This is a genomic window from Chthonomonas sp. (assembly GCA_016788115.1).
Taxonomy (GTDB): domain Bacteria; phylum Armatimonadota; class Fimbriimonadia; order Fimbriimonadales; family Fimbriimonadaceae; genus UBA2391.
On the sequence record JAEURR010000005.1, the window covers coordinates 373,680 to 399,528 of the forward strand.

Below are 25,849 nucleotides of genomic sequence, written 5' to 3' on the forward strand. Positions count from 1 at the left end.
GGTTCAAACCCCGCTGAACGAAGTTACTTTGGGGCGACTGGGACCCTCCGCGACAGATTTGTCGTAAAAGCACGATAATAGGACCATGTCTACGAAGTTCTTCGTGGTGATGCCAGACGGTCAGAAGTACGGCCCCGCCGAGGTCGACATGCTGACGCAATGGGCCGCCGAAGGCCGCTTGACGCATCAGTCGATACTCGAGTCTGCAGATACGGGCCAACGTCTTCCTGCGGGCAGTGTCCAGGGAATTCTTTTCCTTGATGCGCCGTCAGGGCCCGCGGCTCCCCCTCAACAGCCGCGTCCATTCAGTTCTCCGGGAGTTCCTTCGCACCCACAGTCGAACCCCTACGAGAATCCCATCCCGCCCGCGGGTTTCAGTCAACCTCCGAGCCCGTATGCGCGACCCCACGACGTCTCGGGCTCAGGAGCGCTCGACCCTCAGACCCAGAACAACTTGATCATCTCGTGGGTCATGTTCGGCCTTGCCTTTGCAGGTTGCGGGTGCATCACACCGTGGATCGGGATGCACTTTGCCAAGAAAGTGGAGGCCGTCAACCCGGCGGTCGCCAAGGCACCCTACATCTGCAATCTGATCCTGGGCATCCTATCCGCGATCGGGGTCCTGCTTTACGTGTTCGTCATGCTTGCAGTTTTCGGAAGCGCGAGTCGTTGAGAAGAGCCGTCCTCGACGTGGGTTCAAACTCGGTGCTCACGCTCGTCGCGGAGTGGAAGCTCGGCGCGTGGCACACGGTAGGCGAAACCTCGGCGGTTACCGGGCTTGGGCGCGGGACCAAAGAGAGTGGGATCCTCACCGAGCAAGCGATGGCGGACACGCTCGCCGCGATCAAAACCGGATTCGATTGGGCACGTGAAAACGGCGCAACGGAGATCCTCGCCGGTGGGACGATGGCGCTGCGGATCGCGCGCAACACCGCCGAGTTTCTGGGGCGCGCCCAGGCGCAAGGGACACCCGTCCGGTTGGTATCGGGTGAGGAAGAGGCGGAGTTGGGGTTCCTGGCGGTCGCTGACGATCCAACGTTCCAGGGTGTGGATCGACTGAGTATCGTCGATCCGGGCGGCCACAGCACCGAACTCGTGACCGCGGTGCGAAACGCCAGCGGTGAATGGGAGACCGTCTTCAAGAAGAGTTATTCAGTCGGGGCGCTCGGCCTGGCCGAAGGGCCAATGCACGAGGAGTCGCCCGGCATCGCCGCACGCCTGCGCACCGCATCCGCGCTCGACGATCTCATTGGGCTCGATTACCTCCCGCTCGCCGCCGGTCAGACGATCGTGCTGGGTGCAACGGGAACGAACCTCGTCTCCATCCGCGAATCGATGGTGACCTGGCAGTCGGAGCGGGTGCATGGAGCGTGGCTCGATTACGAAGAGATCAGTCGCGCGGTCGCTTGGATGTGCGAGATGACCGAAGCCCAGCGGCGCGCCATCCCCGGGATCGAGCTGGGCCGTGAGCGGACTCTCCACATCGGCGCGCTCATCTTAGAGAGGTTCCTTCAGAAGCTGCATGTCCTAGGTTGCACCGTCAGCGTCCGCGGGTGGCGACACGCCTTGCTCGAACGTGAGTTCGCGCCGGCGGTTTAGGGCCGAGTTCCGCCGCGTTTGCCCGTACCGCCCCGGAATGCGGGCGGGGGCACCTCGCGCGGCTGAGACAACGAGAGGTCGCCCAGATAGTCCTTGCGGTACCGAATGCGCTGGACAAGCTGGTACTCGTACGTCGCCAATTCGCCGAGGGTGCGAAGGCCGTACTCGGTCATCAACTGCTTGACCGTCTGGGCAAGCGGATCGACCTTGCCAGTATTGACCTTGCGATCCATCAGCGTGGCCAGACCAGCCTCGCTTTTCACGAAATCTCCTACGGTTCCGCTGACGACGGTGCCGTCGTCCAACGTGACCGAGAACGGGTCACCGGCGGGGAAATAGCGCTTCATCGCAATGTCAATCTGCGAGATGCAGAAGTCGCGGCTGGTCAGCCCCGCGTGCTGGAATACGGCAGTCAACCGCTTGTCCTCAATAATCGTAGCCACGGCCGCCGCACCGATTTTCTCCTCGCCCGTGTTCAGGTCGAGTGCCACGATGTAGCCAGCGGGCGCGACGTCGATCCCATATTGGCGGAAGTCGCGTTGGAACGAGGTGGGATTGTCCTTCTTGAGGTCCAACAGCACATCGCCGAGCGAGCCTGCTCCTTCTTTCAGCGTGGCGAACTGGATCACGCCGACGCTGAGGAACCCAGTGTCATAAGTGTTCACCGAATCAAAGCCGCCTTCCAGCAACGAAACGGATGCCATGATGCGCTTCGCTCGATCGTCGAGCCCGGCCGAGCGGAATAGGGCTTGCAGATCCGACTCCGGCATCTTCTTGACGCTGACCCCGCCGCTTCGGACGCCTTGCGAGAATCGGTAATAGGCGAACTTGGGGCGCATGGAGACATTGTCTTCGTAGCTCAGCGTAACCCCGGTCGAGAAGGTGATCTTGTATCCTGTGGGTCGGACACAGCTTGCGAAAATCGGCGGTTCTCCGGCGAGAGCGACGAGCGAATCCGGCGGTAAGCCGGGATCTGGAGGCAGCATGGTGGTCGTCGGTCGACCGTTCGCCTGGTCGGCTTCCAATTGGGCGACCGCCCGGTCAAAGTTCACCTTCGCGTCGATCCAAGCGTCCCATGTAGCCGCCTCAGGATCCTGCGACTTCGGGTCTTGGGTCGGAATCACTTTGCCGAAGCCACGCGCCCGGTAGTAGTTCCACAGCCACGTGGAGCCCTCCACAGTCAAACGCATCTGCGACCGACCCGCCTTCTCGGCGCTGGCGGGCGCAGTGAGCGCAAATCGGCCCGGCTTGTTCCAATCCGCGCGAATCTGTTCCGACTCGCCCTTTGAGAAGTAGGGGTTCTGGGTCATCGATCGGTTTGAGGCAACCGCGATGGCGCTGACCATCGCAAGTACGGCAATTACACGTGGTTCTGGCATAGCTCTAAGTTTAAGAATCGGCCACGGCACGATACTTTATCATAGTCCAAATTTCTAATCGCTCCAATCGCGGGTCGATCGCGGGGCTGGCTCATACAAATCTCAACACTTTGTGCCGAGAATTCCTTAGCGATGGGACTCGCCCTCAATTACGAGTCGGATGCACGCGAACATCTTCGCGCCGTCCTACAAAAGCTCGATGCGAATGCTGACCTGGATCACCTGATCCATCGTCTGGTCGGCGTCGTCAACCATTACGTTCCGTCGCCGGTTGTGCTGGACCGATTCGTTTGTGTCGATCCTGCGCTGAAACTAAAGCTACTGAACTCAGTGCGCGAATTCGTGATCGAGGACCCACGGCGCCCCTTCGAGAGCGCAGCAGACATCATCGAGATCTACGGCGATCGCCACGTGGCCGAGCTGACGGTGATCATGCTCGTAGACCAGATCCACTCCAGCGTCTTCAAGGGTTCCGGCTATCTGTCCCGCGAGCTCACGAAGCACGCGGTCGCAAGCGCGGCAACCATGCGTTGGCTGGCGAAGCGCCATGGTGAAGACGAGGATCAGTGGTTCTTGTACGGCATGTGCTGGCGAATCGGCATTCCCGTGCTGTGCAACTACGATGCGGGCACCTACGCCAAATGCGTCTCGAACTTGATGGGTACAGGTGTGCAGTTGCACGCCGCAGAGCTCTCCATGTTCCGTCTGAACCACCGGCAAGTGACGCATGCCATCTTTGGCGAGCGGGCTTTTCCGGAATTCATGATCGCAGCGGCGGACCCGGATTCGATCCCGAGCCGCTTGAAACGCCATGCAGCATTCGCATCGCATGCCGCGCACAAGCTGGGCTTCGACATGGGCTTGGCAACCGTCGCAAACCCAATTTTGCCGCACCATCTGCAGCAAGCCGAGATCGACGTCTCGGACCTCGGGCTCATCCGATCGGCAGTGCTGGATGCGGTCTCAGACTTCCAGCGGTACAAGCTGTAAGCATTTCCAGGCACGCCCCTGGCACTTTCCTCCTAAAACCGTGCAAACTATCGTCACGCGTTGCGCGTCAATCTTCGGGAACTCCGTAACCGGGTTCTGGATGAAGGGACGACGAAACCGATAAGGTAGGAATTGACGAACGTGCTCAAGAAAGGCAATTTGCTTGTGTTGGCGATGTCGGCGGCATTGATCGCTGGCTGCGGTGGCGGTGGATTTTTCGATTTCCACGATGATTCCGGGAGCACTTCCGGTGGGTCTTCGAGCGGTGGCTCCTCCAGCGGCGGCGGCGGCATCTCTCGCAACTACCCCACGTTCAATTTGTCGCAGAACGGCATCGTTCAGGTCACCTTCCTGAGTGGCCTGAGTCGGCGCGCGACCGGATCGCAAGTTGCGGTTATTAACGCGGTCGAGTTCCAGAACGACGATGGCGAGCGGATTCCTGGCGCCAGCCAGGGTGCCTTCCCTGAGCTCTCAGTGGTGCTGGACGAGTACCGCATCAACACGGGCGAGATCGTGGTTAACTTCGACGGAACTCGCGCGAGCCAGATGTTCACCGAGTTCCCGCTCCAGATCGCGAAGCTCAAGGAGATCCAGTCGGACGGAACAGCACAGGATCTGCCGATCGCAGGCAGTCCGGTTTTCGCCGCATCGCAACCATTTGACGTGGATATGACCGTCGTGCCGGGTCGGTACACCGGTATTCAGGTACGCCTTGATCAGGAAATCGTGAAGTACAACAGCACCACGGGCCTGATCTTCGACGAGGATAAGTTCCAAGCGTTCAACTACGATTTTCGCGGATCGATGCCGACTTTCTTCTCCGACTATCTCGCGTTTGACCTGAATGCGACGCCCGCTGGCGATCGCCCGTTCATGTCGAATGGCCAAGTAGCGGACCGCGTTTACTTCAGCGGTGACGGCATCGCCATCAGCCGCGGCGTCGGCTCGACCAGCAAGTTCGAGTTGCTCGCACCCATTGCGATCCAGTCGGGCACGATCCAAGTCGGTCCCACGATTGGCGGACGCAAGGCGAACAACACCTACCTGCTGACCGATAGCAATCCGAGCTCGTCGACCGAGACGGCGCTTACCGGCGTCTGGAAGCCTCACACCGACGTGGTCTCGCCCGGCGGCGACATCACCATGATCGCCTTCCCGAAGAGTGATGATGGTGCCTCGCAGCAGTTGGTCATCTACAAGCAAGCAAACGGATCGATCACCGCGATGTGGCAGGGACAGGTGGACTACTCGGACGATTCGACGTCCGGAACGTTCAAGCTCTTCCCCGTCAGCACAGTTGACAACGCCATCCCGGTCACCACGGAGACCGTGACAGGCACCGTTTCAGGCCTTGTGACTCAGAACGGGGCGGTCATGCGCGGCAACTGGCTAGTCTCGGGGACGACCCCGGGCAGCTGGGTCTTCGGCACCAGCGGCGGATTCGCAACCTATCGACGTTGAACCTAGGCCTTCTCACAGGCATCGAAACTGAATATGGCCTGTTCGTCGAAGGGCGGACACCAACGGACCAAGTGGAGGACGCCGCGGAATTTGTGCGGAGCCACCTTGGTCCGTCTTTCGTTGGATGGAATTACGACCACGAATCGCCGCGAAATGACCTGCGTGGGTTCAAGCTTGAGCGGCTGAGCGTCGATCCGGAAGACTGGAAGTTTGAATCGGGCTCGCGCGTGCGACAGTCCGACGCGGCCGTGCGGAGCGACCGCGTGATGCACAACGGGGGAAGGTACTACAACGACCACGGCCACCCCGAGTACGCCACCCCCGAATGCCTGGACACCGCCGATCTGGTGTGTCACGACCTCGCAGGGCATGCGACGCTGCGTCATTGCGCCACACAGTTCACCGAGAGGACCGGTCGGCGATGCAAGGTCTACAAGAACAACACAGACTTCCACGGGGCTTCGTACGGAACGCACGAGAGCTACCTGGTGCCGCGCGCGGTCGGGTTTGAGGCATTGTACGCGGCGGTAATGCCGATGCTGGTCGCGCGAACCATCTTGTGCGGCGCAGGCAAGGCGTGCGCTGAATCCGGGGAGCCCTGTGATTTCCAACTGAGCCAACGGGCAGACTTCTTCATGGAATCGGCGAACGCAGAGACGCTGTACCGCCGACCGATCTTTAACACCCGAGACGAGCCGCATGCCGACCCGCGAAAGTGGATGCGGTTGCACGTCATCTCGGGCGATGCGAACATGAATCCGAACGCGACCGCACGCAAAGTCTCCTTGATGCACATCGCGTTGCGGCTCGCTGAGGCGGGCCATGCGCCCCGCTGGCCGCTGGCCGATCCTGTCCGGGCCATCAGGCAAATCAGCCGCGATACAACGCGCAAGTTTGAGACACCGGAGGGGGTGAGCGCCTACGCTATCCTGGATTCATATCTTGAAGCAGCCGTGCAGCATCTTGATCTCTGCTCCCGTGGCCGGGAGGCGCTCGATGAGATCGCACGGGTGATGAATTGGGTCCGAAGTCTTGATGACCAGGCGATCGGCGCAGTGGACTGGGTCGCCAAAGAGTACTTGCTCAGAGCGTTTTCAGGCGACCTGGATGGGCGCGCCGTGGATCTGGCCTACTGCGACCTGGATCGCGACGAGGGACTGTACTACGGTCTCGCCGCAGCCGGTATGGTGCCCGATCTGGACGATCTCGTTGAGCTGACTGAGGCTCCACCTACCCGAGCGGCCTGGCGAGCGCTGGCACTCGAAAGGTGGCCTGAAGCAGTCAGAGCGGTCACGTGGAGTAGCTTGACCTTGGCGGTCGGAAGCGGAGAAATTGAGGTGGCATTACCTCCGGACATCGCTGCTCCCCCGAACCCGGAGTCTATACTCAGCGTAGAAGATTTCATCACTGAATTGGAGCGGTGCAATGCCTGAACGAATCAACCGACCGAAGCCAGCTGAACCCGAGCGCAAACTGGGAGAAGACGAGGGGCCCAAGAACCCCAACCTGCAAAAGCCTTCCTTGCCCAACGAGTTGTTGCGCCGGATGAAGAATATTGATCCAGACCAGGCGAAGAAGTATCGCCAGCGCAGCGGCCAATGAACGTTCCTCCTCCTCGCTCGTTCGCTGATCTGGTGGGATTCCACGACCGCCAAGTCACGGGCGTCTCGGCCGACCGTGAAGTCCACGGAACCACCGTTCTCTCGCTCCGTTACGATGGAGGCATCCTCACCTTGGCCGATCGGCGCGCCACCATGGGCAACCTGATCATGTTTGATCAGGCGGAGAAGATCATGCCCCTGGACGATGCGACCGTCGTCGCGATCAGTGGCTCGTTCGCCCGGTCCATCGAAGTGTGCCGGATGCTCAAGCACTCCTACAAGTACTACCGGCGCATGCACATGAGCTCGATGTCCACTGAGGGCAAGCTGCAGGAGATCTCGCGCGCACTCGCGGGGAACATGCCCATGGCGATGCAGGGGATCGGCGTGTTCATCCCGATCTTGTCCATGTACGACTCGCATAGCGATGAGTTCAAAATGTTCTTCTTTGACGCCGCCGGGGCGCAATTCTTGAGCGGGGAGTACGCCGCAGCGGGGAGCGGCTCGGAGCGGATTCGCGGCATCTTTGAGTACCTCACTCGCACCGGCAAACCGTGGCGCGAGCGAAAGCTCGCAGACGTGCTAAAGGAGGGACTGCGAATGCTCGACATCGCCGCCGATCTCGACTCGGCAACGGGTGGTTTTGGCAAAACGCCTCCGATGGCGCAACTCTTGGATCGCGACGGCACACGGCCTGTCGACGCGGCATTGCTGACGAAGACGATCGAAACAGTTCTCGGTCGCTAGCGCACTCGAACTGGGTCCGGGAAGTCGCGGTACAGCGCGGTTCGCATGGACCGTATTCGGCTGAAGACCTCGGCATGGAGCGTCTCTAGCTCACCGGCGCGTGCGGCCGCGTGGTTGAAAACTTGGTCTAGCTGCACCAAGTCCATCACGTCGATGACCACAGCCCATTCGCCGAGCTCGCTTGGACCAAACCCCAGGGAGCGACGCTGAATCCGGTACTCGGCGATGTCACCGGTCTCTTTCAGGTAGCCGAGGAACTTGTGGAGGGCGTCGCTAAAAGCAATATCATGCACGCCCTTCTGGATATCGACCCACACGTAATAAGACTGCACTAGCTGCTCACCATCTGTTTCAGCGCAGCCGCACCGATCTCAAGGGCTTCGTTCAGTTTCGAAGGATCGCGGCCCCCCGCAGTTGCGTACTCGCTCCGGCCACCGCCACCGCCACCGGCTGCCTTGGCGACTTCGCGAACGATGTTCCCCGCGTGCGCACCCTTCTCTACCGCCCCGGCACCAGCCTTGCAGAAGAAGGTCAATTTGCCATCGGCCAAGAGGCCAGCCAGAGCTACGCGCAACGGATTGCCAGCGACGAAGTTGTCCACCTGCTCGGAGACCATTTTTTGCTCGATGTCCTCGAACGTCGGGCGCCAAAGTTCGATTTCTCCAAAAAGATCGGTCTTTATTCCGCCTTCTTCTCCCTCACCAGAGAGCAACCGTCGCTCGACGGTCTCGCGCCGTTTACGCTCCTCGCGCAGCTGCTCCAGGGTGCGCTCTATTGCACTGACGAGGCTCTTGGGAGCGGCCTTGAGGCATGCGCTCGCCGCACGGATGGTTTCGGCCTGCTCGATCAGCAGGGCACGCGCACCGTTGCCGGTCCGAGCCTCAATGCGCCGGATGCCACTGGCGGCGCTGCTCTCGCTTACGATACGGAAAAGTCCAATCTCGCCCGTCGCACCGACGTGCGTGCCACCACACAGTTCGCGGCTGAACTCGCCGATCTCGACCATGCGCACACGATCACCGTACTTTTCGCCGAACAATGCCATGGCGCCGCGCGCACGAGCCTCCTCAATCGGAAGATCAACATGGGTGACGACGGATGTATTGGCGAGTATCTGCTCGTACACAGCCTCCTCAATCTCTGCCAACTCCTGGTGGGTCAGTGCTTTGCTATGCGAAAAGTCAAAGCGGAGGTGATCCGGCGCGACGAGCGAGCCAGCCTGGCTCACATGGCTGCCGAGCGTCTTGCGCAGCGCTGCATGCAGGAGGTGAGTTGCGGTGTGGTTCCGCATGATCTCGCGGCGACGACTAACATCGACCATGGCAACGACTTCGTGGTTGAAGAGCTGCGAGTGCAGTATTTTCGCAACTTCATATCGCGGCAGCCCAGAGAGCTCGGTCGGATGGTTTAGTTTCTTAACTTCGCACAAGTGGACGAAGACACCATCTTGTCGGATGGAATCGACGACCTCCAACTCGAATGCGGGGCCGACCAGGGTGCCGGTATCGCTGATTTGGCCGCCAGACTCTGCATAGAGTGGCGTCCGATCTAACGCGATCGCGACTCGCCCCGTGCTCAACCCGTTCTCCAGGACCTCTGGAAGTGCACCCACTATCCGCGCCGGGACTTGAGCCTCTGTGTATCCGACGAAGTGGGTAGGGGTCGCACTGTCGGAGTCCGCTTCAAAGATGAACTGAATCTCGACCCCACCGTAGACCGTGTCGAGCCCGCTCGCGCCACGGCTGCGCTCTTGCGCCTCGCGCATGGCGTGCTCGTAGCCATCGGTATCCACGGTGACGCCCGACTCGCCGCAGATCTCAAGTGTCACCTCAAGCGGGAAGCCGTACGTGTCGTAGAGCTTGAACGCATACTCACCATCGAGCACATCGCCTGCTTGCTTCGACTCGATTTCCTCCTGCAACCGAGCGAAACCCGCATCGAGCGTGCGGCGGAATAGTTGTTCCTCGTTCGCCAGCGTCTCGGCGATCGCGGCTTCTCGGTCCACTAGTTCGTGGTACGCCGAGCCCATGATCTCTGGGAGCACGGGGAAGACCAGGTGCATGAACGGCTGATCAAAATGTAATACACGCTGTCCCTTGAGCACTGCGCGGCGAATGAGGCGGCGCAGCACGTATCCGCGCCCGGTGTTGCCGGGCAAGATTCCGTCCCCGATGCAAAAGGACGCCGTTCTCAGATGGTCGGCGATGATGCGCATGGCTGCATCGGTCGTCTCGTCCGCTCCGTACTTTCGGTTACAAAGCCCACCAATCCGCGCAAGAATCGGCTGAAAGACGTCCGTCTCGTAGACGCTGCTAAAGCCGCCCAGCACAGCGGCGGTCCTTTCAAGTCCCATTCCAGTGTCGATGCTCGGGAACGGGAGGTCAGGCATTCCGTCTTTGACATAGCCGTCACCGGGGCGATCAATATTCATCAAGTGGCCTTGCCATTCGTATCGAATGAACACATCGTTCCAGATCTCCAGCCAGCGGCCCGCTTCTTCGTCCCGCAGATAGTCCTCGCGGGTGTAGGGTCCTTCGGGAAGCGGTCCAGAGTCGGCAGTCCAGTAGAACATTTCCGAATTTGGCCCGCAGGGTCCCGGAGGGCCGGAAGAGAATGAACCAGCCGGCCAGAAGTTCGTTTCCTCGGTCAAGCGAAAGATGCGTGTCGCCGGGTCAATTCCGACCGACGCGAGGCACTTCGCCCACTCATCGTACGCTTCGTCGTCATTCTCGAAGACCGTGAATGCGAGACGCTTCGGGTCTAGACCCAGCCACTTTTTCGAGGTCAAGAATTCCCACGAGTACTGAATCGCCTCGGCCTTAAAGTAGTCTCCGAACGAGAAGTTGCCGAGCATCTCGAAGAAGGTGAGGTGCGAACTATCGCCGACGATCTCGATGTCGCCGGTGCGCACACACTTCTGCGCGGTCGTCAATCGTCGATTCTTCGGTTCCGCGACCCCGCGGAAGTAAGGCTTGAACTGCACCATGCCCGCGCCGTTGAAGAGCAGCGACTCATCCAAACGACCCGTGACATCGTAAGGCACGAGCGAACCCGATGGGAAATGGTCATGCCCTTTCTCGACGAAGAATTCAATGTATTTACGGCGGAGCTCGCTGGCTTTCATGGCGAAGTGCCCTAAAGGGTACCCGCGAGCCTGAGTTACATCATGGAATGTGGGTTGACGTCCACCATCATCGAAGCTTTCTTGGGGTCGAATCCGGCCAAGATCAGGCCAATCTCCGAGGGGTGCACATGCAGAGGCAGCTTCAGCAGCAAGTGCATGCGCCACTGGTTATTCAGCCGTTCCAATGGACAATCCACTGGCCCGTTGACCCGCACTCCGTGCGCCGCCGACTTGAGCTGCGTGGACAAATCCGAGATCGCTGCGCCGACCGCTTCGCGATCCTCACCAGAGATTACAATATTGATCAGCCTGCAGAATGGGGGGTACCAAGCTTCCTTCCGTTCGGAAAGAATATTGCGATAGAGCTCGCGATAGTCGTGGCTCATCGCACACCTGATGGCGTGGTTCTCGGGGGCCAAGGTCTGGATGACGACCTCGCCGGGTCGCTCGCCGCGTCCCGCGCGACCGCTCACCTGCGAGAGCAGTTGGAACGTGCGCTCGCTCGCACGGAAGTCTGGAATATTGAGCGAGATGTCGGCGGCGATGACGCCCACCAGCGTGACATGGGGAAAGTCGAGACCCTTCGCCACCATCTGGGTGCCGACAAGCACCTGAATGGCTCGGCTACGGAAAAGCGCCAACGTTTCCTCAAGCGCGCCCGACTTTGCGGCAATGTCGCGGTCCAAGCGTGCGACCGACGTGGTGGGAAACTCTTGACGGACGGCTTCTTCCACCTTCTCCGCGCCAGTACCGAACGCCCCGATCCGGTCGCTAGAGCAGGCCGGGCACACGTCCGGCGCCGCTTCCTCGCGTGCGCAGTGGTGGCACTTCAGCCGCTTCACCCGCTTATGGAAGCTCATCGCGGTGGCACAGTTTACGCACTTGAACTGGTGCCCGCAATCACGACACAGAAGAAACGGCGAGTAGGCGCGCCGATTCAGGAATAGGATCACCTGTTCTTCTCGCGCGAGTGAGGACACCATTTTCTGCTTCAGCAGGGGCGAAAAGAGCGAGGGGTGTCGCTCGCGATACAACTCGGTGAGGTCCTGGATGTGGATGGTCGGCAGCTTGGCGCTCGCCGTCCGCACCGGCATCTCCAGGAGCGTGTGCTTCTCGGTCTCGGCTGCGTAAAAGCTCTCGATGCTGGGTGTGGCCGAACCCAGTACCACGGGCGCATCGAACTGCTGCCCCAAGAAAAGCGCCACATCGCGACCGTGATAGCGCGGGGCCGATTCCTGCTTGTAGCTGTTTTCGTGCTCCTCATCCACGATCACCAAACCGAGATCGCGAATCGGCGAAAAGAGCGCCGATCGTGCCCCAAGGATCACTGCCGCCTCGCCGCTCGCGATTTTGAGCCAGTTTGCGAGCCGCTCCTGTGGAGGCAAGTTGCTGTGCAGGACGGTCACCCCGCGACCGAAGCGGTTTCGCAGTTGGGCAATGACTTGGGCGGTCAAGGCGATCTCAGGGACGAGGTAGAGGACGCTTCGCCCCAGCCGGAGGGCCTGCTCGGCAGCGTGCAGATAGACTTCTGTCTTGCCGCTCCCCGTGACGCCAAAGAGCAGGAATGACTCGTGACGACGACCGGTGATTGCGGACACAACCGCGTCGGTCGCCTTGCGCTGAGCCGGGTTTAAGACCGGCGCAGGGGTCGAAAGATAACCGTCGGCATCGACGCGCTCCAACAGCCCCGCCTGGATCAGCGCATGGAGTGTCTGATCGGTTGCCCCGCTGAGCGCCTTGACCTCTTGCGCGCTGAAACTGGAAGTAGATGCCCCCTGTAGCCGCATCAAAGTAAGTGCCTGCGCGGGCCGCTTCTTACCGTTTTTGGCCAGGAACAGCTCAATTTTATGCTCGTCTGAAGTCAACCGGATCTCGCCCGTGAGACGGTGTCGATCGACGAGCGGTGCGACACTCAACTGCTCCTCGACGATCCCGAGCTTGCGCAGTGAACGCAGGTGTTTCTTGGCTCCCGCCGCGATCGGCTTCTGCTTGGTTTCGATAAGTGAACCGCCGTGATCGGCCAACACCTTGAGAGTCTCCGACTGGGCGACGGACAGCCCGGTCTGCTCGTCCTTTTCAAGAGCTCGGATGACCTTCCACTCGGTCACTATCCGCTCTTTCAACCCGGGTGGCATCGCCAGACCCAGCGCAGCGGAGGTCGAAGACAGAGTCTCCGTGGCGACCCACTCCACCAGGTCGAGCAGCGTCTCCGGGAGACGCACACCGTGGACGATCCCCGTGATCTGCCGTAGCGCCGACGGCGCAAATCCGAGTTGGCGCGGGGACACACGTCGAATCGAGAGGACGGTTCCCAGAGCGGTGCGCGGGCCGAGCGGCACCACGACGGTATCTCCCGGCGAAGCCCCGACTGCGTTGCTGTAGGTGTAGAGCGCCTCGTTGCCCGCCGTGCGCGCGTCCATTGCCACATCGGCAACTTCGATTTGGGCGACGCCTCCCACGATGGCGTGGGTCACGGTCTTGGCAGGGGTTTTCATCGCTGGGATGCGTTCATTGTGCAACATGCGATACCATGGGTTGTGACACGCTGGATCCTCGGGTGCGGCACGATGGGTATCGGCATGCTGATGCTCGGCGCAACCGTGGTGATGGTTCTCACGATGGACCTGCGCACAACGAGCGACTACGTCTGGGTTATCGTCATCCCCATCGCCGCCGGTCTGGGCCTCTTGGCAATCGGATGGTACGCGTTAGAAAACGCCGGGAATCTCGACGACAATTCACACCCAGGACCCGATCTCAATGCGGCTCCCTTGGGGATCCCGGACGAGCGAGACCTGTTTTCCTAGCTCTGCTTCTTGCCCTGATCTAGCTGGACCACGGTGCCCATCAACGTCTTCTCTGCGGTGCCGTGGTCTCCGGACTGCAATGCCCGCAGTGCCATCGTCACTTCCTGAGCTTCGCTGATGCGGCCATCTTGCAGGAGGAGCGCTTGCGTCTTTTGGAGCTCTGCGACCGCACCCATGCTCGTGATTTGGCCGGTCTTGAGTCCCATGATAGTCCGCTCGACGGCGCGGCTGGCGGCGGCGACATCGGACGCCTGGGTGACCACCGGATTCGCCGGGGCAGAGTATCGCGCGGCATCGGCAGTGAACTCCATTTCGAAGTCGATCTCCATACTCGAAGGTTGGCCAGTGGTGGAGTCATCGAAAAGCAAGCGCCCGGTTGCCACTCGGTAGTGCCCGAGCGGGTGGTTGGCAAACTCGAAATCAAAAACCTGCTGTAGAGTCGCGCCGCGTTCGAGGTCGGTGAGCGTCAGTTCAAATTCGCGGTCTCCGGGCGGCACGTTGTGGCCCGTTGCCGCGCGAAGCTTCACCCATCGGGCGAGCTTCATCTGGAGTCGCAGATTTTGCCCCGTGAGCGTGAAGAGTTTTTCGAGTTCGGTGCGGAAAATCTCGGGAAGTAGTTCCGGGCGAGGAATGAAGTAGTGGTTGCCGCCTGCTCGCTTGGCCATCCCGGCCAGCAGTTCTTCGTTGTAGTCGCCGCCGAACCCCAGGAAGGTCGTCGTGATCCCTTTGGCTTTGAGCTCGCCCGCGAAAGCCACCAGCGTGGCGAAGTCCTTGATTCCTTCGGTCGGGTCGCCGTCCGTCAGGACGATCACTCGGGTGGCGCGCTTGCCTTCTTGGAACGATATCACCTGCTGCATCGCCATGTTCAATGCGTCGTACAAGTTGGTGGTGTTCCCGGGCGTCAATCGCGAAATGCCCTGCTTGATCGGGTCCTTGCTCGTCACGCGCTGGGGAGGCATCAAAAGTTCGACAAACTGCTCGAAGGTGACGATGCTCAGGATGTCGTTCGGTGAGAGCATGTCCACCACGTAAGTGCAGGCCTGCTTGGCGTACTCCAAGGGCTGCCCTTCCATCGAACCGCTGCGATCCACGACCAAGCACAGGTTGAGCGGAGTGCGGACCGAGCCCGAAGCCACGCCCGGCAGGTCGTTGTTGGGCGAGGTGATCTCCAGCAAGAACTGCTCGCGCGCGGGCCCGTTTGCCATGGTTGCCGGGCGGCTAGGCGTCAGCTTGGCGACCAGCGACTGGGCTGGCTGCGCCATGGAGCCCGCGGGCATCGCCATCGTGGGCTGACCGGCCGGGGGCGCGATCATCGTGCGATTTGGATCAAATGCCTGCGTAGGTTCCATGTTCTTGATTATTGACGAGAAACCGCCCGAGAGTTACTCAACCCTAAAGACGGTTGATCCTATCTGCACGGTGTCGCCCGGGTTTGCCAGGGTCGACTGGACGCGCTGACCGTTCACGAGCGTGCCATTGGTACTGCCATGATCGGTCACCAAGACCCCCATTCCCTGCGGTTCCAGGCTCGCATGGCGACGGGAGACGAGCGAGTCGAATTCGACTGGAATCGCGCTGGCCTCGCGTCCGACGAACATCGTCCCAACCACTGGGAAACGCATGCCTGCCAGCGGCCCACCGGTCGCGACGAGCGTTGCCATACCGCCACCTGCAGCGGGCATGGCGACGGTCGGTTGCAGCACGTTCACCGGGGCGCTGGAGACGGCGTGGCGCGGATCGACTTGTGCGGGCGCAGCAGTTGGGATGTATTGCGGGCGTGGCCCTTTGGACAGGAACTGAAGCTGGTGTCCGGCTACCTGAATGACGTCGCCATTGTTGAGCGGGGCCGAGCCTTGGACACGTTGTCCATTCAGCCCGATACCGATCGGCGTACCCGCATCATGAACCCAGTAACCCGCACCCTGGCGGACGATTGTGGCGTGGTGTGGGGCAACGTTCATGTCGCCGAACAGCGGTATGTGGGCCCGCTCGTCCCTGCCGATGTAGGCAGTCGGCCAGTCGAGCGACCAGTCGCGGCCCTCGTTGCGCCCCAGCATGAGTCGAATCCAAGCGGTCCGGGCGTACGCATCCGCAAGACCGATGAAGAGACCAATTCCCGCGCCTACGCAGGTCAAACCCACCGCTCTCGGGATCGTGCCAACCTCATGCACGCCCGCGCCCGGGGTTACGAGCAGCGGGGCGACCACAACCGCTGCCATCTCGAATGCGAACCCGCCAACAATGCCTCCCAAGCCGCCGCCAATCAAGCCCTGAATCGCTCGCTTGGTGCTTCGTCCGATCGCGCCTAATCCGAGCCCGAGCAGCGCTCCGAAGATTCCCCAGCCCACAAGGCGCGCAACGAACACGATCGGGCCCCCGCCGAGGGCCCCAACGCCACCCGTGAGCGAATTGAATGCTGCGGAGCCCACACTGCCGGCAATCGGACCGACGACCAAACCGACGATCAAACCTAGAATCAGTCCCCGAATCGAGTGAGTTCGGGAGCCTTGAAACCGGCCTGATACAAACCCGATCAGGCCGCCGATGAAGCACCCCATGCTGATGTTGAAGATGCGCTCGAAAGCAGCCCAAGTGGGTGCGTCAATCATCCGTGGAGCAAACGGTTCGGAAACGGCCCAGGCGAGCGCTCCGCCCATGGCTCCCACAAACATCAACGCAAACGCGCGGCCGTACATCTATTTTTCAAATCGGAAGGAAGCCGCGCCAAACTGCACAGCATCGCCCACTTCCAAAATTCTGTCGTCCACCCCTAGCTTATCCCCGTTCACGTAGGTCCCGTTCGTGCTGCCCAAGTCTTTGAGCCGGACAACGTCCCCAGAACGGTTGAACTCGGCATGCCGCCGCGATAGCGAGGGCTCGCCCGGCATGACCCAATCGGCGGGTGCCTCCCGCCCGACCGTCGTCGTTCCGTCAGCGATCAGGCGAATCTCCCCCGAGCCGAAGACAAGGCGCGGATTGCTCACTACGGGAGCGGTTGCGATCGGGGCAACGGGATCGAGCGGCGCACTGTCCAAGACGATTTGCGGGACGGGCTCGGCTCGGCGAGAGGAAGTCGGAGGTGGCGGAGCGGTCTCGTCCGGTTCCGCAGGGTCTTCCGGGATTTGAACGCCAATCTTGGCCAGGTTCTGATTGACTGTCGCGATATTGCCCGTCAGGTACCGAGTGCCGTAGTAGAGCACGGCTGCGACGACCCCAAAGCCCAGAATGTAGGCAATGACGCGGCCGAGGAGTGATTGTCCTTCGTTCGGCTGAGCCGGGGCGTCCTTCGCGGCTGGCTGCGCGTGGGCTTTGGGTTCGGCGTCAGGGGCTACCGTATCGACCGCGGCGGTGATCGAAACCGGCAGCACGACTGGTTGACCGTCTTTCGGCAGCGCAAGGTCGAACATGGGTCGGGGGACGAGTTCCTGGGTTGTGCCCTTGGAACGGTAGGTGATCTTCAGTTTAGCTGGCCCCGTGGGCAGGCAGTAAAAACTCAGGGTGCCAACGTCGGCGGGAGCAAGCAACCCAGAGTAGGATTCGGAGCCCGTGGTGAGGACCACTTGGGCGGCGCTGACGGGCTTCTCGGCGTGAGTCAGCACAACCGTGACCTTGCCGATGAGGTTGAAATCAGTGTCTTTGACCGTCCACGAGCCCTTCACATCGGCGACCTTGCGCCGGGCCGCCCGACCCGTCGAGAGGTCGAGGACATAGCACCACGGCTTGGACTTATCGTCCGCGAGGGTGACCTTCGCCTCGCTCACCGCGGCCTCGGCGGGCGGGGCCCCGCCGAAGGAATCGGCCAGCCAGGCAACGCGCTTTCCCTCGTTGACGAACTGGAGCGTGAGCGCATGGGCTACCCCCGCGAACAGCACGCCGACTACGGCAACTGACAAGAGTCTTCTGACGGGCACGGTGCAGTGATTTTAGCCCTTGCAGCCGGTAACTTTGCTGCAACCTCGGAAGCGAGGTAACCCTGAGGTCCAATCTCTTCGGCACAAAGGTCAGCCGCAAGTCCGTGCCAATACGCCCCACATGATGCAGCCAAGTACGGCGGTAGATCCTGCGCCAGCAACGTACCCAGCAGTCCACTGAGCACGTCCCCCATCCCACCGGTGGCCATACCGGGGTTGCCGGTCGGGTTGACGTTCAACGGCTGCATCATGCTGCCTACGATGCTGTACGCCCCCTTCAAGAGGATCGTCCGTTCGAATTTCTGGACCGCCGCCTCGACGATCGAGAATCGGCGCGATTGAATCTCGGCGGCGCTACAGTGCATCAGCCTGCCCATCTCGCCGGGGTGAGGAGTTAGCACGCACTCGCCCGGGGGGAGTGTGACGCCACGGCTCACCGCGTTTAGGGCGTCGGCATCGATCACCGATGGGATGTCCCACCGCGGCCAGAGGTCGGCCAAAAACTGGGTCACCGGCAGCCAGTCTGAAAGGCCTGGACCGAACACCACGGACGTCGCGCGTTGCGAAGCCGCTAACAAGGGTTCGACCGCAAGCGGGCTGATGCACCCTTCGCGCTCAGGGAGCACGAGGAGCAGGGCCTCGGGCAATCGCTGCGACACCGCGCGCACCACGCTCTCGATCCCGGCGACGGTCACCAGCCCCGCACCCGCACGCAGGGCAGCCTGAGCGGCCAGCACTGCCGCACCCGGCATCGCCGCACTCCCGGCGACAATGAGCACGTGCCCGTGATCACCTTTGTGGCTGGAACGGAGTCGATCGGGCAGCAAGTCACAGACCCATTCGCGGTCGATCAGCCGGGCGGAAGTTGGCTCCCGCAGGAGTTCGTCCGGATACCCCAAGTCGGCCACGCGCCAAGCGCCAGAATGCTCGATCCCGATCCCCTGGAAGAAGCACTGCTTGGGAAGCCCCATCGTAATCGTGCAACTCGCCCACACGCTCTCGCCCAGTTCTTCCCCGGAGTCGGCCACGATCCCGCTTGGCACATCCACGGAGATGACCGGCAACCCACCCTCGTTCATGGAGCGGATCGCCGCGCGGACGGCATCAGCGACGTCGCCCCGTGCGCCAGTTCCAAGCACGGAGTCCACCACCAGGTCGCGGCAAGCCACACATCCGGCCTTGGTCAGCCACTGGGGATCGCTCGGGAAAATCGGATCGATTCCCTGCGCGCGCAGGTTCGTGAGGTGAGCAAGTGCGTGCGCATTGAGCTCGTCCTCTGAGTGGGTCATGAGCACCTCGACCCCGAGTCCGGTCTGGTGAACAAGTGTTGCGGCGTACAGACCGTCCGCCCCATTGTTGCCCTTGCCGCAGAAAAAAGTAACCCGGCCGCCTTCGGGAAGCATTTCAAGGATGGCGTCTCGGACTGATTGGCCAGCCCGCTCGATCAGGATATCGGTCGATAGACCGTAGAGTTCTTCCGCTCGGTCATCCAATCTGTGCGCATGTGCTGCCGTTGCGATCCACATAGTCGCCTTCCTGGGAGGGCATTGAGAACTACGCGTCCAATTCAGAATTCGTTATCGCGATCTTTTGCAGATAATTGAGCTTGCCACCGCAATCCTTGTGGATATAGACCCTGCCGCGCGAGAAAAGTCGTCCCCTTTTGAACTGCTCGCGACACCGGACGCACACATAGATGTGGAGGTGGCGCGTGCGGTTTCGCTGGCAGTCGTACCGGTGGCGAACGGTCGGAGTCTCCCCGAGATCGACCATTGCTTGACGCCACGCAGGCCCGTGGCCCCGTCCCCGCAGGCCATGGCGCGCGAAAGCGAGAAGATGGGCGTACTCGTGCACCAGCGTGCTGCGCAGACGCTCAGCGTCGGTCATGAGCGTCTTGCTGAGCGAGATCGTAAACGTCGTAAACTCGGCAGTGCCGGCCGTCGTGCGATAGTTCCGCCAGCGCAAAGTGATCGGCTTGCCCAAGGGGTGAGTGTGCAATAGGCTGCACAGAATCTCCCGCGCCTCTTCGTCCAGCGGGTGGATCGGCTTAGCGTCTACTGATGCCATTGAATGAACGCCACTGATGCACTAACCTCAATGATGAGCCGTCAAAAAAAGAAAGGCCATTCTTTCTAAGCGCAGTGCTTATACAAAAATGGAAACAGCGGTACCGATATGTTGGTGCCGGGAGCGGGACTCGAACCCGCACGAGTTTGAGCTCAACGGTGTTTGAGACCGCCGCGTCTACCATTCCGCCATCCCGGCCAGAAATCCGAGCATACCTGGTTGCCTAGTACAATCGTGGAGTGCTGCTGGTCGTCTCCAACGTCCGCAAGGAGTTTGCCGATTCCATCGTCCTTGACGGTGTCGATCTGCGCATTCAAAGGGGCGACAAGGTGGCACTCGTAGGCCGCAACGGCTGCGGCAAGACAACTCTGCTGAAAGTAATCGTTCGGGAGTACGAGCCGGATGGCGGGACCGTGAACCTGGCTCGCGGAGCCGAGATCGGCTACCTGAGCCAGATGGCTTCGCTGGACAACGAGTTGACCGTCCTTCAATCGGCTGAGCAAGCGAGGGGGCACCTCGTTGAGATGAAGACTCGCCTCGACGCACTGCTTGAAAATCCGTCCCCGTCGATGGAGGACTTGGAAGAGATCAGCGCCCTCCACGAGCACTTCCACGCCGAAGGTGGGTTCTCGCTGGAGACCGACTTCCGGGTCGTGCTCACTCGCATGGGCTTCCAGGATTCAGAGTTCGACCGGCAAGTCAAATACCTTTCTGGTGGCGAGAAGACGCGCCTAATGCTCGCCCGGCTGCTGCTGGAAGAGCCGGACTTGATCATCCTGGACGAGCCAACGAACCACCTGGACCTGGAGGCAACCGAGTGGCTTGAGGGGTGGGTCCGGGCGTATCACGGTGCCGTCCTGGTGGTCTCTCACGACCGCGAGTTTCTGCGCCGGACGGTGAGCTCCGTCATCGAGATGCGCGATGGGCGGGTGAAGTCGTATCCCGGCGATTTCGACCAGTATTTGAAGCTGCGTGAGGAGGACGAGGCGCGACTCGCGGACCTCGCCAAGAAGCAGCAGGATCAGATGTCCAAGCTGGATGAGTACGTCCGGCGGTTCATGAACAGCCAGCGCACGGCCCAGGCCCGTGGCCGGCTGAAGCAGCTGGAGAAACTCCAGGCAAGCGCCGTCCAGGCTCCCAAAGCCGAGAAGTCCATGGTCACCAGTTTCCAAGTCATGAAGCGCGCAGGCGACCGGGTTTACGAAACAAGCGGGCTCGGACATGGGTTTGGTGGTTCGAACCTCTTCGAAGGGCTCGACTGGACGGTCCGGTGGGGTGAACGTTGGGGCGTCATCGGCGTAAACGGCGCGGGCAAATCGACCTTGGTCCGACTGTTGACGGGCGAGTACCCGCCCACCAATGGGACGATCAAAGTCGGCTCAAACGTAAACGTCGGTTACTTCAGCCAGCACGCCGACGCGCTTGTGAGCGATCTCAGCCCCATCGAGTTCTTGCACCACCGAGAAGGGATGGAGATCGCGGCAGCGCGCAACCTCTTGGGACGCTTCCTGCTCAGCGGCGATGACGCGATGCGCCCGATTAGAACGCTGAGCGGCGGCGAGAGGAACAAGGTTCAACTCGCGGTACTCACCATCCAGCACCCCAACGTCCTGATCCTGGACGAGCCGACCAACCACCTGGACATGGCCTCACGGGACGCGCTCACGGAGGTGCTCTCTGAGTTCAATGGCACGCTCATCCTGGTCTCTCACGACCGGACGCTGCTGACTCAAGTGACCGACCACACACTCGATATGCGTGGAGGGGTTCCAATCCAGTACGGAGGAAGTTACGCAGAGTATCGCCGGAGCAAGACCACTCCCTCCACGGAGACGAAGGCGCAAGTACAGGCCCAGGCGGTCGTGGCGAGTGCGGCCCTCAGCCCGCGTGAACTCAGCAAGGAAATCCAGCGACTCGAGAAGGCGATCGCGGACGCCGAAGACGCCATCACCGCCACGGAGGCGAAGCTCTCCGCGCTGGAATCACGCATGGCCCTCGCTGACCCGAAAGACGATCACTTCGCAATGAGCAAGGATCACGCCCAGATCCAAGCAGACGTCGAGGCTCAACTCGGACACTGGGAGACAACCGCCGCACGACTTGAAGAGCTCAGGGCTTTGCAGGGCTCGGCTTAGGTGCCGGGGGCTTGGCGGGCGGGGGCTGCGTCCACCGCGCGACGGGCGTCCACGTTCCCTTGGCGTACCACGTGGCGGTGGTGGGCTTCGTGCTCGGGTACCAGGTGATCAGCCCGTGCGGAGTGTCTCGAGCCGCGGTCCAGGCCGGGAAACTTGATTCAAGTCCCGAGGCCAGGTAGCGGATGCGGCATCCCTGCTCGGAGTCGAAGCGAAGCACGGTCGGGTCCGTCGCCACGAAACTAACCTTGTCTCGATCTTCGGCGAGATCTTCTCGCTCATTGGTCGCCAAATCCACACGTCCAGCCAGCCACGAGCCGTACGAAGTGCGCTCCACGAAGAGTAGCTTGCTCGGAGCCTGGCTCGGGATGGAGTAACGCATCAGACCCGAGCCAATCGGGTAGAAGCGGGTGTACTTTTTGTCCAAGTCCCAAGTCGCTAGCCCCCACTTTTCGCTGTTCTTGGCGACCGTCGCGAGCCGCCCATTCACGACGAGCAGTTCGTCGCTGATTGAGCCCGTCGCGGTCGAGACACCCGGCATCTTGTCCACCACCTTGAACCAGGGGATCGCCTCGGCCAGGTCGATGGACACGAGCGCTTCGAAGATCGGCTTGCGATCCTCATCGTCCCAGTGCAGCAGCAAGTACATCTGATCGCCGAGCAGCTCGTAACCGGAAAGTGCCGAGACTTCCCGAGCGCGTGATCCAGCCTCAATGCCTTGGATGGCATCGCGGATCTGCTCTTTGCTGAACAGCCGCGGGCTGGTGGGGATATCTGGGAAGCGCGTGGACCGTGTGTACTTACCCAGCGTGATGGTCATTTGCTTCCCATCGAATTTGATCGAGAGCTCGCCGTCGGAAAACTCAAATGTCTTCGCCGGAGGCAGCGTCGCCGTCGAAACCGGCACCCGCTCCGTCCAGTTGGATCCAGTCGCGACGAAGTTCCATCCGTCGTATGCCAACCGGACAGTGTCCACGCCGCTGACGGCGGTGGTCTGAAGGCAAAGTAGAATGGGAATCACCAACATTTTTACGGTACTAGTATGGACTGCAGAGATTGCCCACGCTTTAATACAGACGAGGCAAAGTGCCGCGATGGAAAGGTGAATCCACAAAAGTGGACGCAAGCCGTAGAAGTCGCCAATCAATTCGGCGTGCGGGCGATCTGCGTCATGAACGACCACCGCGAGCGGCTGGTGAGTTGCCGGTTGCGAATCATCCCGCCCCGTTAGGCGGCTTCGCTGAGGAGAATCGCGTAGTTGTCTGGGTCGGCAATCAGGACCGAGCGAACCTGATTCGAACCGCCCTCCATGCCGCGCAAAACCGTGAGACCCATCTGCTCAGAATTGCTCAACACATCCGCGATGCTGGAAATCTGGAAGCTGAGAATCACGCCGCCGCGCCGATCGTAGTCGGCTCCGTCTGAGCCGCCCTGGATGAGCAGGAGCTCGGTTTCGCCGTTGCTCAAATGGGCCATGGGGTGGCCACCGAAGCCAGCAGCGGGAGAGACTCGCATCTTCAGCACGCCGGCATAGAATTCCAGCGATCGCTCCAAGTTCGCGACGTCAAGAATGATCTGCGACAATGTGCTTTTCATGTGTCTCTTTGGACTCTTTCGGTCTATTCCCGCCAAATACGTAGCCCGAACTCGTGGAGCGGTATGATTGAATCTAATGTCACATGACGATCTGAGCAGTCTCCTGCGTCTACACAAGGTCGATGCGGCAATTGTTGAGTTGAAGAAGCGGGCGGCAAACATGGACGCTGGCCGCTCGGTGAAAGAGGAGATTGAGCGGCTGAAGCCGAAATGGTCTGCAGCGACCACCGCATACGCTTCCTCGAGAACGGAAGTCGCCGACTTGGAGCTTTTGCAAAAGACGCTCACCGACAAGATCCAGCACATTGAGTCCCTGCTGTACTCGGGCAAAGTTGTGAATCCGCGAGAGGTCGAGGCGTACCAGAAGGAGCAGAAGATGTTCCAGCGCCAGCGAGACGAGGCAGAGACGAAAGCTCTGGAACTGCTCGAAGCGCAACCGCCACTGCGCAAGGAGGCGACCATCATCGACCGTGCGATGCAAGAACTCCAGGCGAAGCAGAAGGCCCAGTACGACGCGGCTGTGGCGGAGAAGGAGCGAATGCAAGCGCAGTACAAGACGCTCGTCGAGAAGCGTAAAACGATCGCCCCGACGGTACCAGCAGGCTTGCTGAAGCAATACGAAGCGATCCGGGAACGACACGGCGGAATTGGGATGAGCGAGGTCACGGCCACAGGCAACTGCGCGCAGTGCGGAACCTCATTGCCCACCAAGCCCCTGGAGTACACGAAGGAGGGACGCATCGTCACATGCGAAGCCTGTCATCGCATTTTGATTCGCATCTTGGTCGAAGGCTAGCTCAGCTTGCTTCGTGCGGGTTCGTGTTGCTGACCCTCGGCGCGTGCGCCAAACAGCCCGCGACGGGCGTGGCCGGTTCGACTCGCGTGCTCGTGACCCTGACCGTCGACGGTCGGTTGCGCGACGGATCGCGGCCAGAGGATGCAGGCATTCCGTACATCTACATTGTCGCCATGAACGTGGCCACCGTCGACAACCCCACTACCTTAGGCCCGACGCCGGTCATTTCGCCACCCTGGGGCAACGGTTTCGTTGCCGGCGATGTTAGCCATTTCGTGTGGTGGGATCCAACCGCCGTGAATCCGTACACCGTATACCGTTTTGTAGACACGACGCTGAACAACTACATTCCCATCGGCATTCCGGTAAATGGTCAGATCACTGGATCCAACTCGCAGACCCTCCAGTTCGAAATTGACGTCGATCAGCTTGAGACGGCCTTGCCAACTGGCCAAAGTGCGCGCTCCTTGCAACTCAACTTGTTGACGATGGATCGGTTCGGCAGTACCCAGGGGAGTAAGCAGTGGGACGCGCTCGGCGATGGCAACACCGCGCAAGTGAATCTGCCGATCACCATTCCCCTGCGCTCCAGCGGCACCTACTCAAACTCCTTGTCGGGCGCGATTGAGCCGCGCGGCGACACACCCAACCCAGACTTGGACATTGTCGATTGGAAGGTCGAAGTCCGAGTCCAATGACCGATCTGCCGCTGGTCTCGGTGCTGCTTACGTGCTACAACCATCTGCCCTACATAGGCGAATGTGTGGAGGGAGTCTTAGCTCAGACCTACCCCAATCTGCAGATCATTGCGATTGATGACGGCTCGACGGACGGGACTCGCGAATGGCTCAAGGAGAACGAGTCCCGGATCGCCACGCGGTGCCCGATCAAGATCATTTTCTCAGAGCAGAACCTGGGTACGTACGGCGCGTTGAATGCTGCGATCGAAGCAAGCAGCGGTGAGTTGCTCGCAGTACTGAATGACGACGACTTCTGGTTGCCGGAAAAGATCGCCTCGCAGGTCGAGTTACTGCGGAACGACGCGCGCATTGGCCTCACCCACACCGATGGCGAGTTTGTGGACCAGCAGAGCGCGGTGATCAAGGGAAGCCCACTGGGGTTTGCGTACCCACGCACAGCCACGGGGGACATGTTTCCCGCGTTGATCGAGTTCAACAAGATTATCGCCAGCTCAGCCTTGTTCAGGCGTGAGTGCCTCGCCAAGGTCGGACCGTTCGATCCGGAGTTCTACGGCTGCGGCGACTGGCACATGTGGGTGCGCATCGCAGAGTTCTGGCACGTCGGATTCGTTCACCGATCGCTCACTCGGTACCGGGTCCACGACTTGAACGCCTGTCACAACTCGGACCGGATGATCGAGGACGAATGGCGGATTCGGACTTGGCTGCGTGGTCGCACCCGTGAGTTGCTCCAGTCCGATCGTTCTAGCAATGAACTGCGCCGCGCACTCGCGCACAATTTGGCGTGTATCGGGACCGAATCGGCATGGCGAGGGAACCGGGGTGCCGCGCTCGTTGCGTATCTAGATTCGCTGCGACTGCTTCCCACGCGGTTCAAGTCGCTCTTACGCATCGGATCGTTGCTCCTGCCAGCCAAGCTGCTGCGCAAGCTCAGATAA

The 25,849-nt window shown here is 60.9% G+C and carries 23 protein-coding genes and 1 tRNA gene; 12 read left to right on the forward strand and 12 right to left on the reverse strand.

The window, feature by feature from the left end:
• The first annotated feature begins 85 nt into the window (after positions 1-85).
• Positions 86-673: a hypothetical protein gene (locus JNM85_04405; protein MBL8087298.1), complete on the forward strand. Its 588-nt coding sequence runs from the start codon at positions 86-88 to the stop codon at positions 671-673.
• On the forward strand, positions 670-1,599 hold the full coding sequence (locus JNM85_04410) for a hypothetical protein (GenBank protein ID MBL8087299.1): 930 nt from the start codon (positions 670-672) through the stop codon (positions 1,597-1,599). Before JNM85_04405 ends, JNM85_04410 begins: the two co-directional genes overlap by 4 nt.
• Here the strand turns inward: JNM85_04410 and JNM85_04415 are convergent.
• Positions 1,596-2,978, reverse strand: a complete 1,383-nt coding sequence (locus JNM85_04415; protein ID MBL8087300.1) for a hypothetical protein — start codon at positions 2,976-2,978, stop codon at positions 1,596-1,598. The two genes, JNM85_04410 and JNM85_04415, sit on opposite strands and share 4 nt — an antisense overlap.
• A 132-nt stretch (positions 2,979-3,110) precedes the next feature.
• On the opposite strand from JNM85_04415, the gene JNM85_04420 reads away from it, so the two are divergent.
• The 5 genes from JNM85_04420 to JNM85_04440 all read left to right on the forward strand — a co-directional run bounded on the left by JNM85_04420 (position 3,111) and on the right by JNM85_04440 (position 7,777).
• Complete coding sequence (locus JNM85_04420) at positions 3,111-3,968, forward strand: HDOD domain-containing protein (protein MBL8087301.1); 858 nt, start codon at positions 3,111-3,113, stop codon at positions 3,966-3,968.
• Between the two features lie 141 nt (positions 3,969-4,109).
• Complete coding sequence (locus tag JNM85_04425) at positions 4,110-5,429, forward strand: hypothetical protein (protein ID MBL8087302.1); 1,320 nt, start codon at positions 4,110-4,112, stop codon at positions 5,427-5,429.
• Positions 5,426-6,862 (forward strand): proteasome accessory factor PafA2 family protein, encoded by a 1,437-nt coding sequence (locus JNM85_04430; protein MBL8087303.1) that lies wholly within the window; start codon positions 5,426-5,428, stop codon positions 6,860-6,862. Before JNM85_04425 ends, JNM85_04430 begins: the two co-directional genes overlap by 4 nt.
• Complete coding sequence (locus JNM85_04435; GenBank protein ID MBL8087304.1) at positions 6,855-7,031, forward strand: ubiquitin-like protein UBact; 177 nt, start codon at positions 6,855-6,857, stop codon at positions 7,029-7,031. Before JNM85_04430 ends, JNM85_04435 begins: the two co-directional genes overlap by 8 nt.
• Positions 7,028-7,777: a hypothetical protein gene (locus JNM85_04440; protein ID MBL8087305.1), complete on the forward strand. Its 750-nt coding sequence runs from the start codon at positions 7,028-7,030 to the stop codon at positions 7,775-7,777. The genes JNM85_04435 and JNM85_04440 overlap by 4 nt, the downstream gene beginning before the upstream one ends.
• Here the strand turns inward: JNM85_04440 and JNM85_04445 are convergent.
• The 3 genes from JNM85_04445 to priA are packed head-to-tail and all read right to left on the reverse strand — an operon-like array spanning position 7,774 to position 13,423.
• Positions 7,774-8,109 carry a hypothetical protein gene (locus JNM85_04445; protein MBL8087306.1) on the reverse strand — a complete coding sequence of 112 codons (336 nt, stop codon included), beginning with the start codon at positions 8,107-8,109 and terminating at the stop codon, positions 7,774-7,776. The genes JNM85_04440 and JNM85_04445 overlap by 4 nt on opposite strands.
• Positions 8,109-10,901, reverse strand: coding sequence for an alanine--tRNA ligase (gene alaS / locus JNM85_04450; protein ID MBL8087307.1), 2,793 nt, complete (start codon positions 10,899-10,901; stop codon positions 8,109-8,111). Before alaS ends, JNM85_04445 begins: the two co-directional genes overlap by 1 nt.
• A 35-nt stretch (positions 10,902-10,936) precedes the next feature.
• A complete protein-coding gene (priA, locus tag JNM85_04455; GenBank protein MBL8087308.1) occupies positions 10,937-13,423 on the reverse strand; it encodes a primosomal protein N' in 2,487 nt (828 codons plus the stop codon).
• Between the two features lie 15 nt (positions 13,424-13,438).
• On the opposite strand from priA, the gene JNM85_04460 reads away from it, so the two are divergent.
• Positions 13,439-13,708 (forward strand): hypothetical protein, encoded by a 270-nt coding sequence (locus tag JNM85_04460; protein ID MBL8087309.1) that lies wholly within the window; start codon positions 13,439-13,441, stop codon positions 13,706-13,708.
• Here the strand turns inward: JNM85_04460 and JNM85_04465 are convergent.
• The 6 genes from JNM85_04465 to JNM85_04490 all read right to left on the reverse strand — a co-directional run bounded on the left by JNM85_04465 (position 13,705) and on the right by JNM85_04490 (position 19,884).
• The gene (locus tag JNM85_04465; protein MBL8087310.1) at positions 13,705-15,057 is read right to left on the reverse strand and encodes a VWA domain-containing protein; all 1,353 of its coding nucleotides are present in this window, start codon (positions 15,055-15,057) and stop codon (positions 13,705-13,707) included. The genes JNM85_04460 and JNM85_04465 overlap by 4 nt on opposite strands.
• Before the next feature lie 33 nt (positions 15,058-15,090).
• Positions 15,091-16,404: an FHA domain-containing protein gene (locus tag JNM85_04470; GenBank protein MBL8087311.1), complete on the reverse strand. Its 1,314-nt coding sequence runs from the start codon at positions 16,402-16,404 to the stop codon at positions 15,091-15,093.
• The gene (locus tag JNM85_04475) at positions 16,405-17,601 is read right to left on the reverse strand and encodes an FHA domain-containing protein (protein MBL8087312.1); all 1,197 of its coding nucleotides are present in this window, start codon (positions 17,599-17,601) and stop codon (positions 16,405-16,407) included.
• Entirely contained in the window at positions 17,586-19,145 is a 1,560-nt protein-coding gene (locus tag JNM85_04480; protein ID MBL8087313.1) for an NAD(P)H-hydrate dehydratase, read from the reverse strand. The genes JNM85_04475 and JNM85_04480 overlap by 16 nt, the downstream gene beginning before the upstream one ends.
• 28 nt (positions 19,146-19,173) lie before the next feature.
• Positions 19,174-19,686, reverse strand: coding sequence for a SprT-like domain-containing protein (locus JNM85_04485; protein ID MBL8087314.1), 513 nt, complete (start codon positions 19,684-19,686; stop codon positions 19,174-19,176).
• 112 nt (positions 19,687-19,798) lie between these two features.
• Positions 19,799-19,884 (reverse strand) — tRNA-Leu (locus JNM85_04490).
• 41 nt (positions 19,885-19,925) lie between these two features.
• Between JNM85_04490 and JNM85_04495 the strand changes: the two genes are divergently transcribed.
• Positions 19,926-21,821, forward strand: a complete 1,896-nt coding sequence (locus JNM85_04495; protein ID MBL8087315.1) for an ABC-F family ATP-binding cassette domain-containing protein — start codon at positions 19,926-19,928, stop codon at positions 21,819-21,821.
• Here the strand turns inward: JNM85_04495 and JNM85_04500 are convergent.
• Positions 21,796-22,839, reverse strand: a complete 1,044-nt coding sequence (locus tag JNM85_04500) for a hypothetical protein (GenBank protein ID MBL8087316.1) — start codon at positions 22,837-22,839, stop codon at positions 21,796-21,798. The genes JNM85_04495 and JNM85_04500 overlap by 26 nt on opposite strands.
• A gap of 206 nt (positions 22,840-23,045) precedes the next feature.
• Positions 23,046-23,414, reverse strand: a complete 369-nt coding sequence (locus JNM85_04505; protein MBL8087317.1) for a VOC family protein — start codon at positions 23,412-23,414, stop codon at positions 23,046-23,048.
• 76 nt (positions 23,415-23,490) lie between these two features.
• Here JNM85_04505 and JNM85_04510 point away from each other — a divergent pair, with 76 nt between their 5' ends.
• The 3 genes from JNM85_04510 to JNM85_04520 are packed head-to-tail and all read left to right on the forward strand — an operon-like array spanning position 23,491 to position 25,849.
• Positions 23,491-24,210: a hypothetical protein gene (locus JNM85_04510; GenBank protein ID MBL8087318.1), complete on the forward strand. Its 720-nt coding sequence runs from the start codon at positions 23,491-23,493 to the stop codon at positions 24,208-24,210.
• Positions 24,162-24,908 (forward strand): hypothetical protein, encoded by a 747-nt coding sequence (locus JNM85_04515; GenBank protein ID MBL8087319.1) that lies wholly within the window; start codon positions 24,162-24,164, stop codon positions 24,906-24,908. Before JNM85_04510 ends, JNM85_04515 begins: the two co-directional genes overlap by 49 nt.
• The gene (locus tag JNM85_04520) at positions 24,905-25,849 is read left to right on the forward strand and encodes a glycosyltransferase (GenBank protein MBL8087320.1); all 945 of its coding nucleotides are present in this window, start codon (positions 24,905-24,907) and stop codon (positions 25,847-25,849) included. The genes JNM85_04515 and JNM85_04520 overlap by 4 nt, the downstream gene beginning before the upstream one ends.

What these genes read in the sequence shown, in the direction of transcription:
- JNM85_04405 (MBL8087298.1), top strand. Translation starts at nt 86, where the DNA reads ATGTCTACGAAGTTCTTCGTGGTGATGCCAGACGGTCAGAAGTACGGC.
- JNM85_04415 (MBL8087300.1), bottom strand. Translation starts at nt 2,978, where the DNA reads ATGCCAGAACCACGTGTAATTGCCGTACTTGCGATGGTCAGCGCCATC.
- JNM85_04420 (MBL8087301.1), top strand. Translation starts at nt 3,111, where the DNA reads ATGGGACTCGCCCTCAATTACGAGTCGGATGCACGCGAACATCTTCGC.
- JNM85_04435 (MBL8087304.1), top strand. Translation starts at nt 6,855, where the DNA reads ATGCCTGAACGAATCAACCGACCGAAGCCAGCTGAACCCGAGCGCAAA.
- JNM85_04440 (MBL8087305.1), top strand. Translation starts at nt 7,028, where the DNA reads ATGAACGTTCCTCCTCCTCGCTCGTTCGCTGATCTGGTGGGATTCCAC.
- alaS (MBL8087307.1), bottom strand. Translation starts at nt 10,901, where the DNA reads ATGAAAGCCAGCGAGCTCCGCCGTAAATACATTGAATTCTTCGTCGAG.
- priA (MBL8087308.1), bottom strand. Translation starts at nt 13,423, where the DNA reads ATGTTGCACAATGAACGCATCCCAGCGATGAAAACCCCTGCCAAGACC.
- JNM85_04465 (MBL8087310.1), bottom strand. Translation starts at nt 15,057, where the DNA reads ATGGAACCTACGCAGGCATTTGATCCAAATCGCACGATGATCGCGCCC.
- JNM85_04470 (MBL8087311.1), bottom strand. Translation starts at nt 16,404, where the DNA reads ATGTACGGCCGCGCGTTTGCGTTGATGTTTGTGGGAGCCATGGGCGGA.
- JNM85_04480 (MBL8087313.1), bottom strand. Translation starts at nt 19,145, where the DNA reads ATGTGGATCGCAACGGCAGCACATGCGCACAGATTGGATGACCGAGCG.
- JNM85_04485 (MBL8087314.1), bottom strand. Translation starts at nt 19,686, where the DNA reads ATGGCATCAGTAGACGCTAAGCCGATCCACCCGCTGGACGAAGAGGCG.
- JNM85_04505 (MBL8087317.1), bottom strand. Translation starts at nt 23,414, where the DNA reads ATGAAAAGCACATTGTCGCAGATCATTCTTGACGTCGCGAACTTGGAG.
- JNM85_04510 (MBL8087318.1), top strand. Translation starts at nt 23,491, where the DNA reads ATGTCACATGACGATCTGAGCAGTCTCCTGCGTCTACACAAGGTCGAT.
- JNM85_04515 (MBL8087319.1), top strand. Translation starts at nt 24,162, where the DNA reads ATGCGAAGCCTGTCATCGCATTTTGATTCGCATCTTGGTCGAAGGCTA.
- JNM85_04520 (MBL8087320.1), top strand. Translation starts at nt 24,905, where the DNA reads ATGACCGATCTGCCGCTGGTCTCGGTGCTGCTTACGTGCTACAACCAT.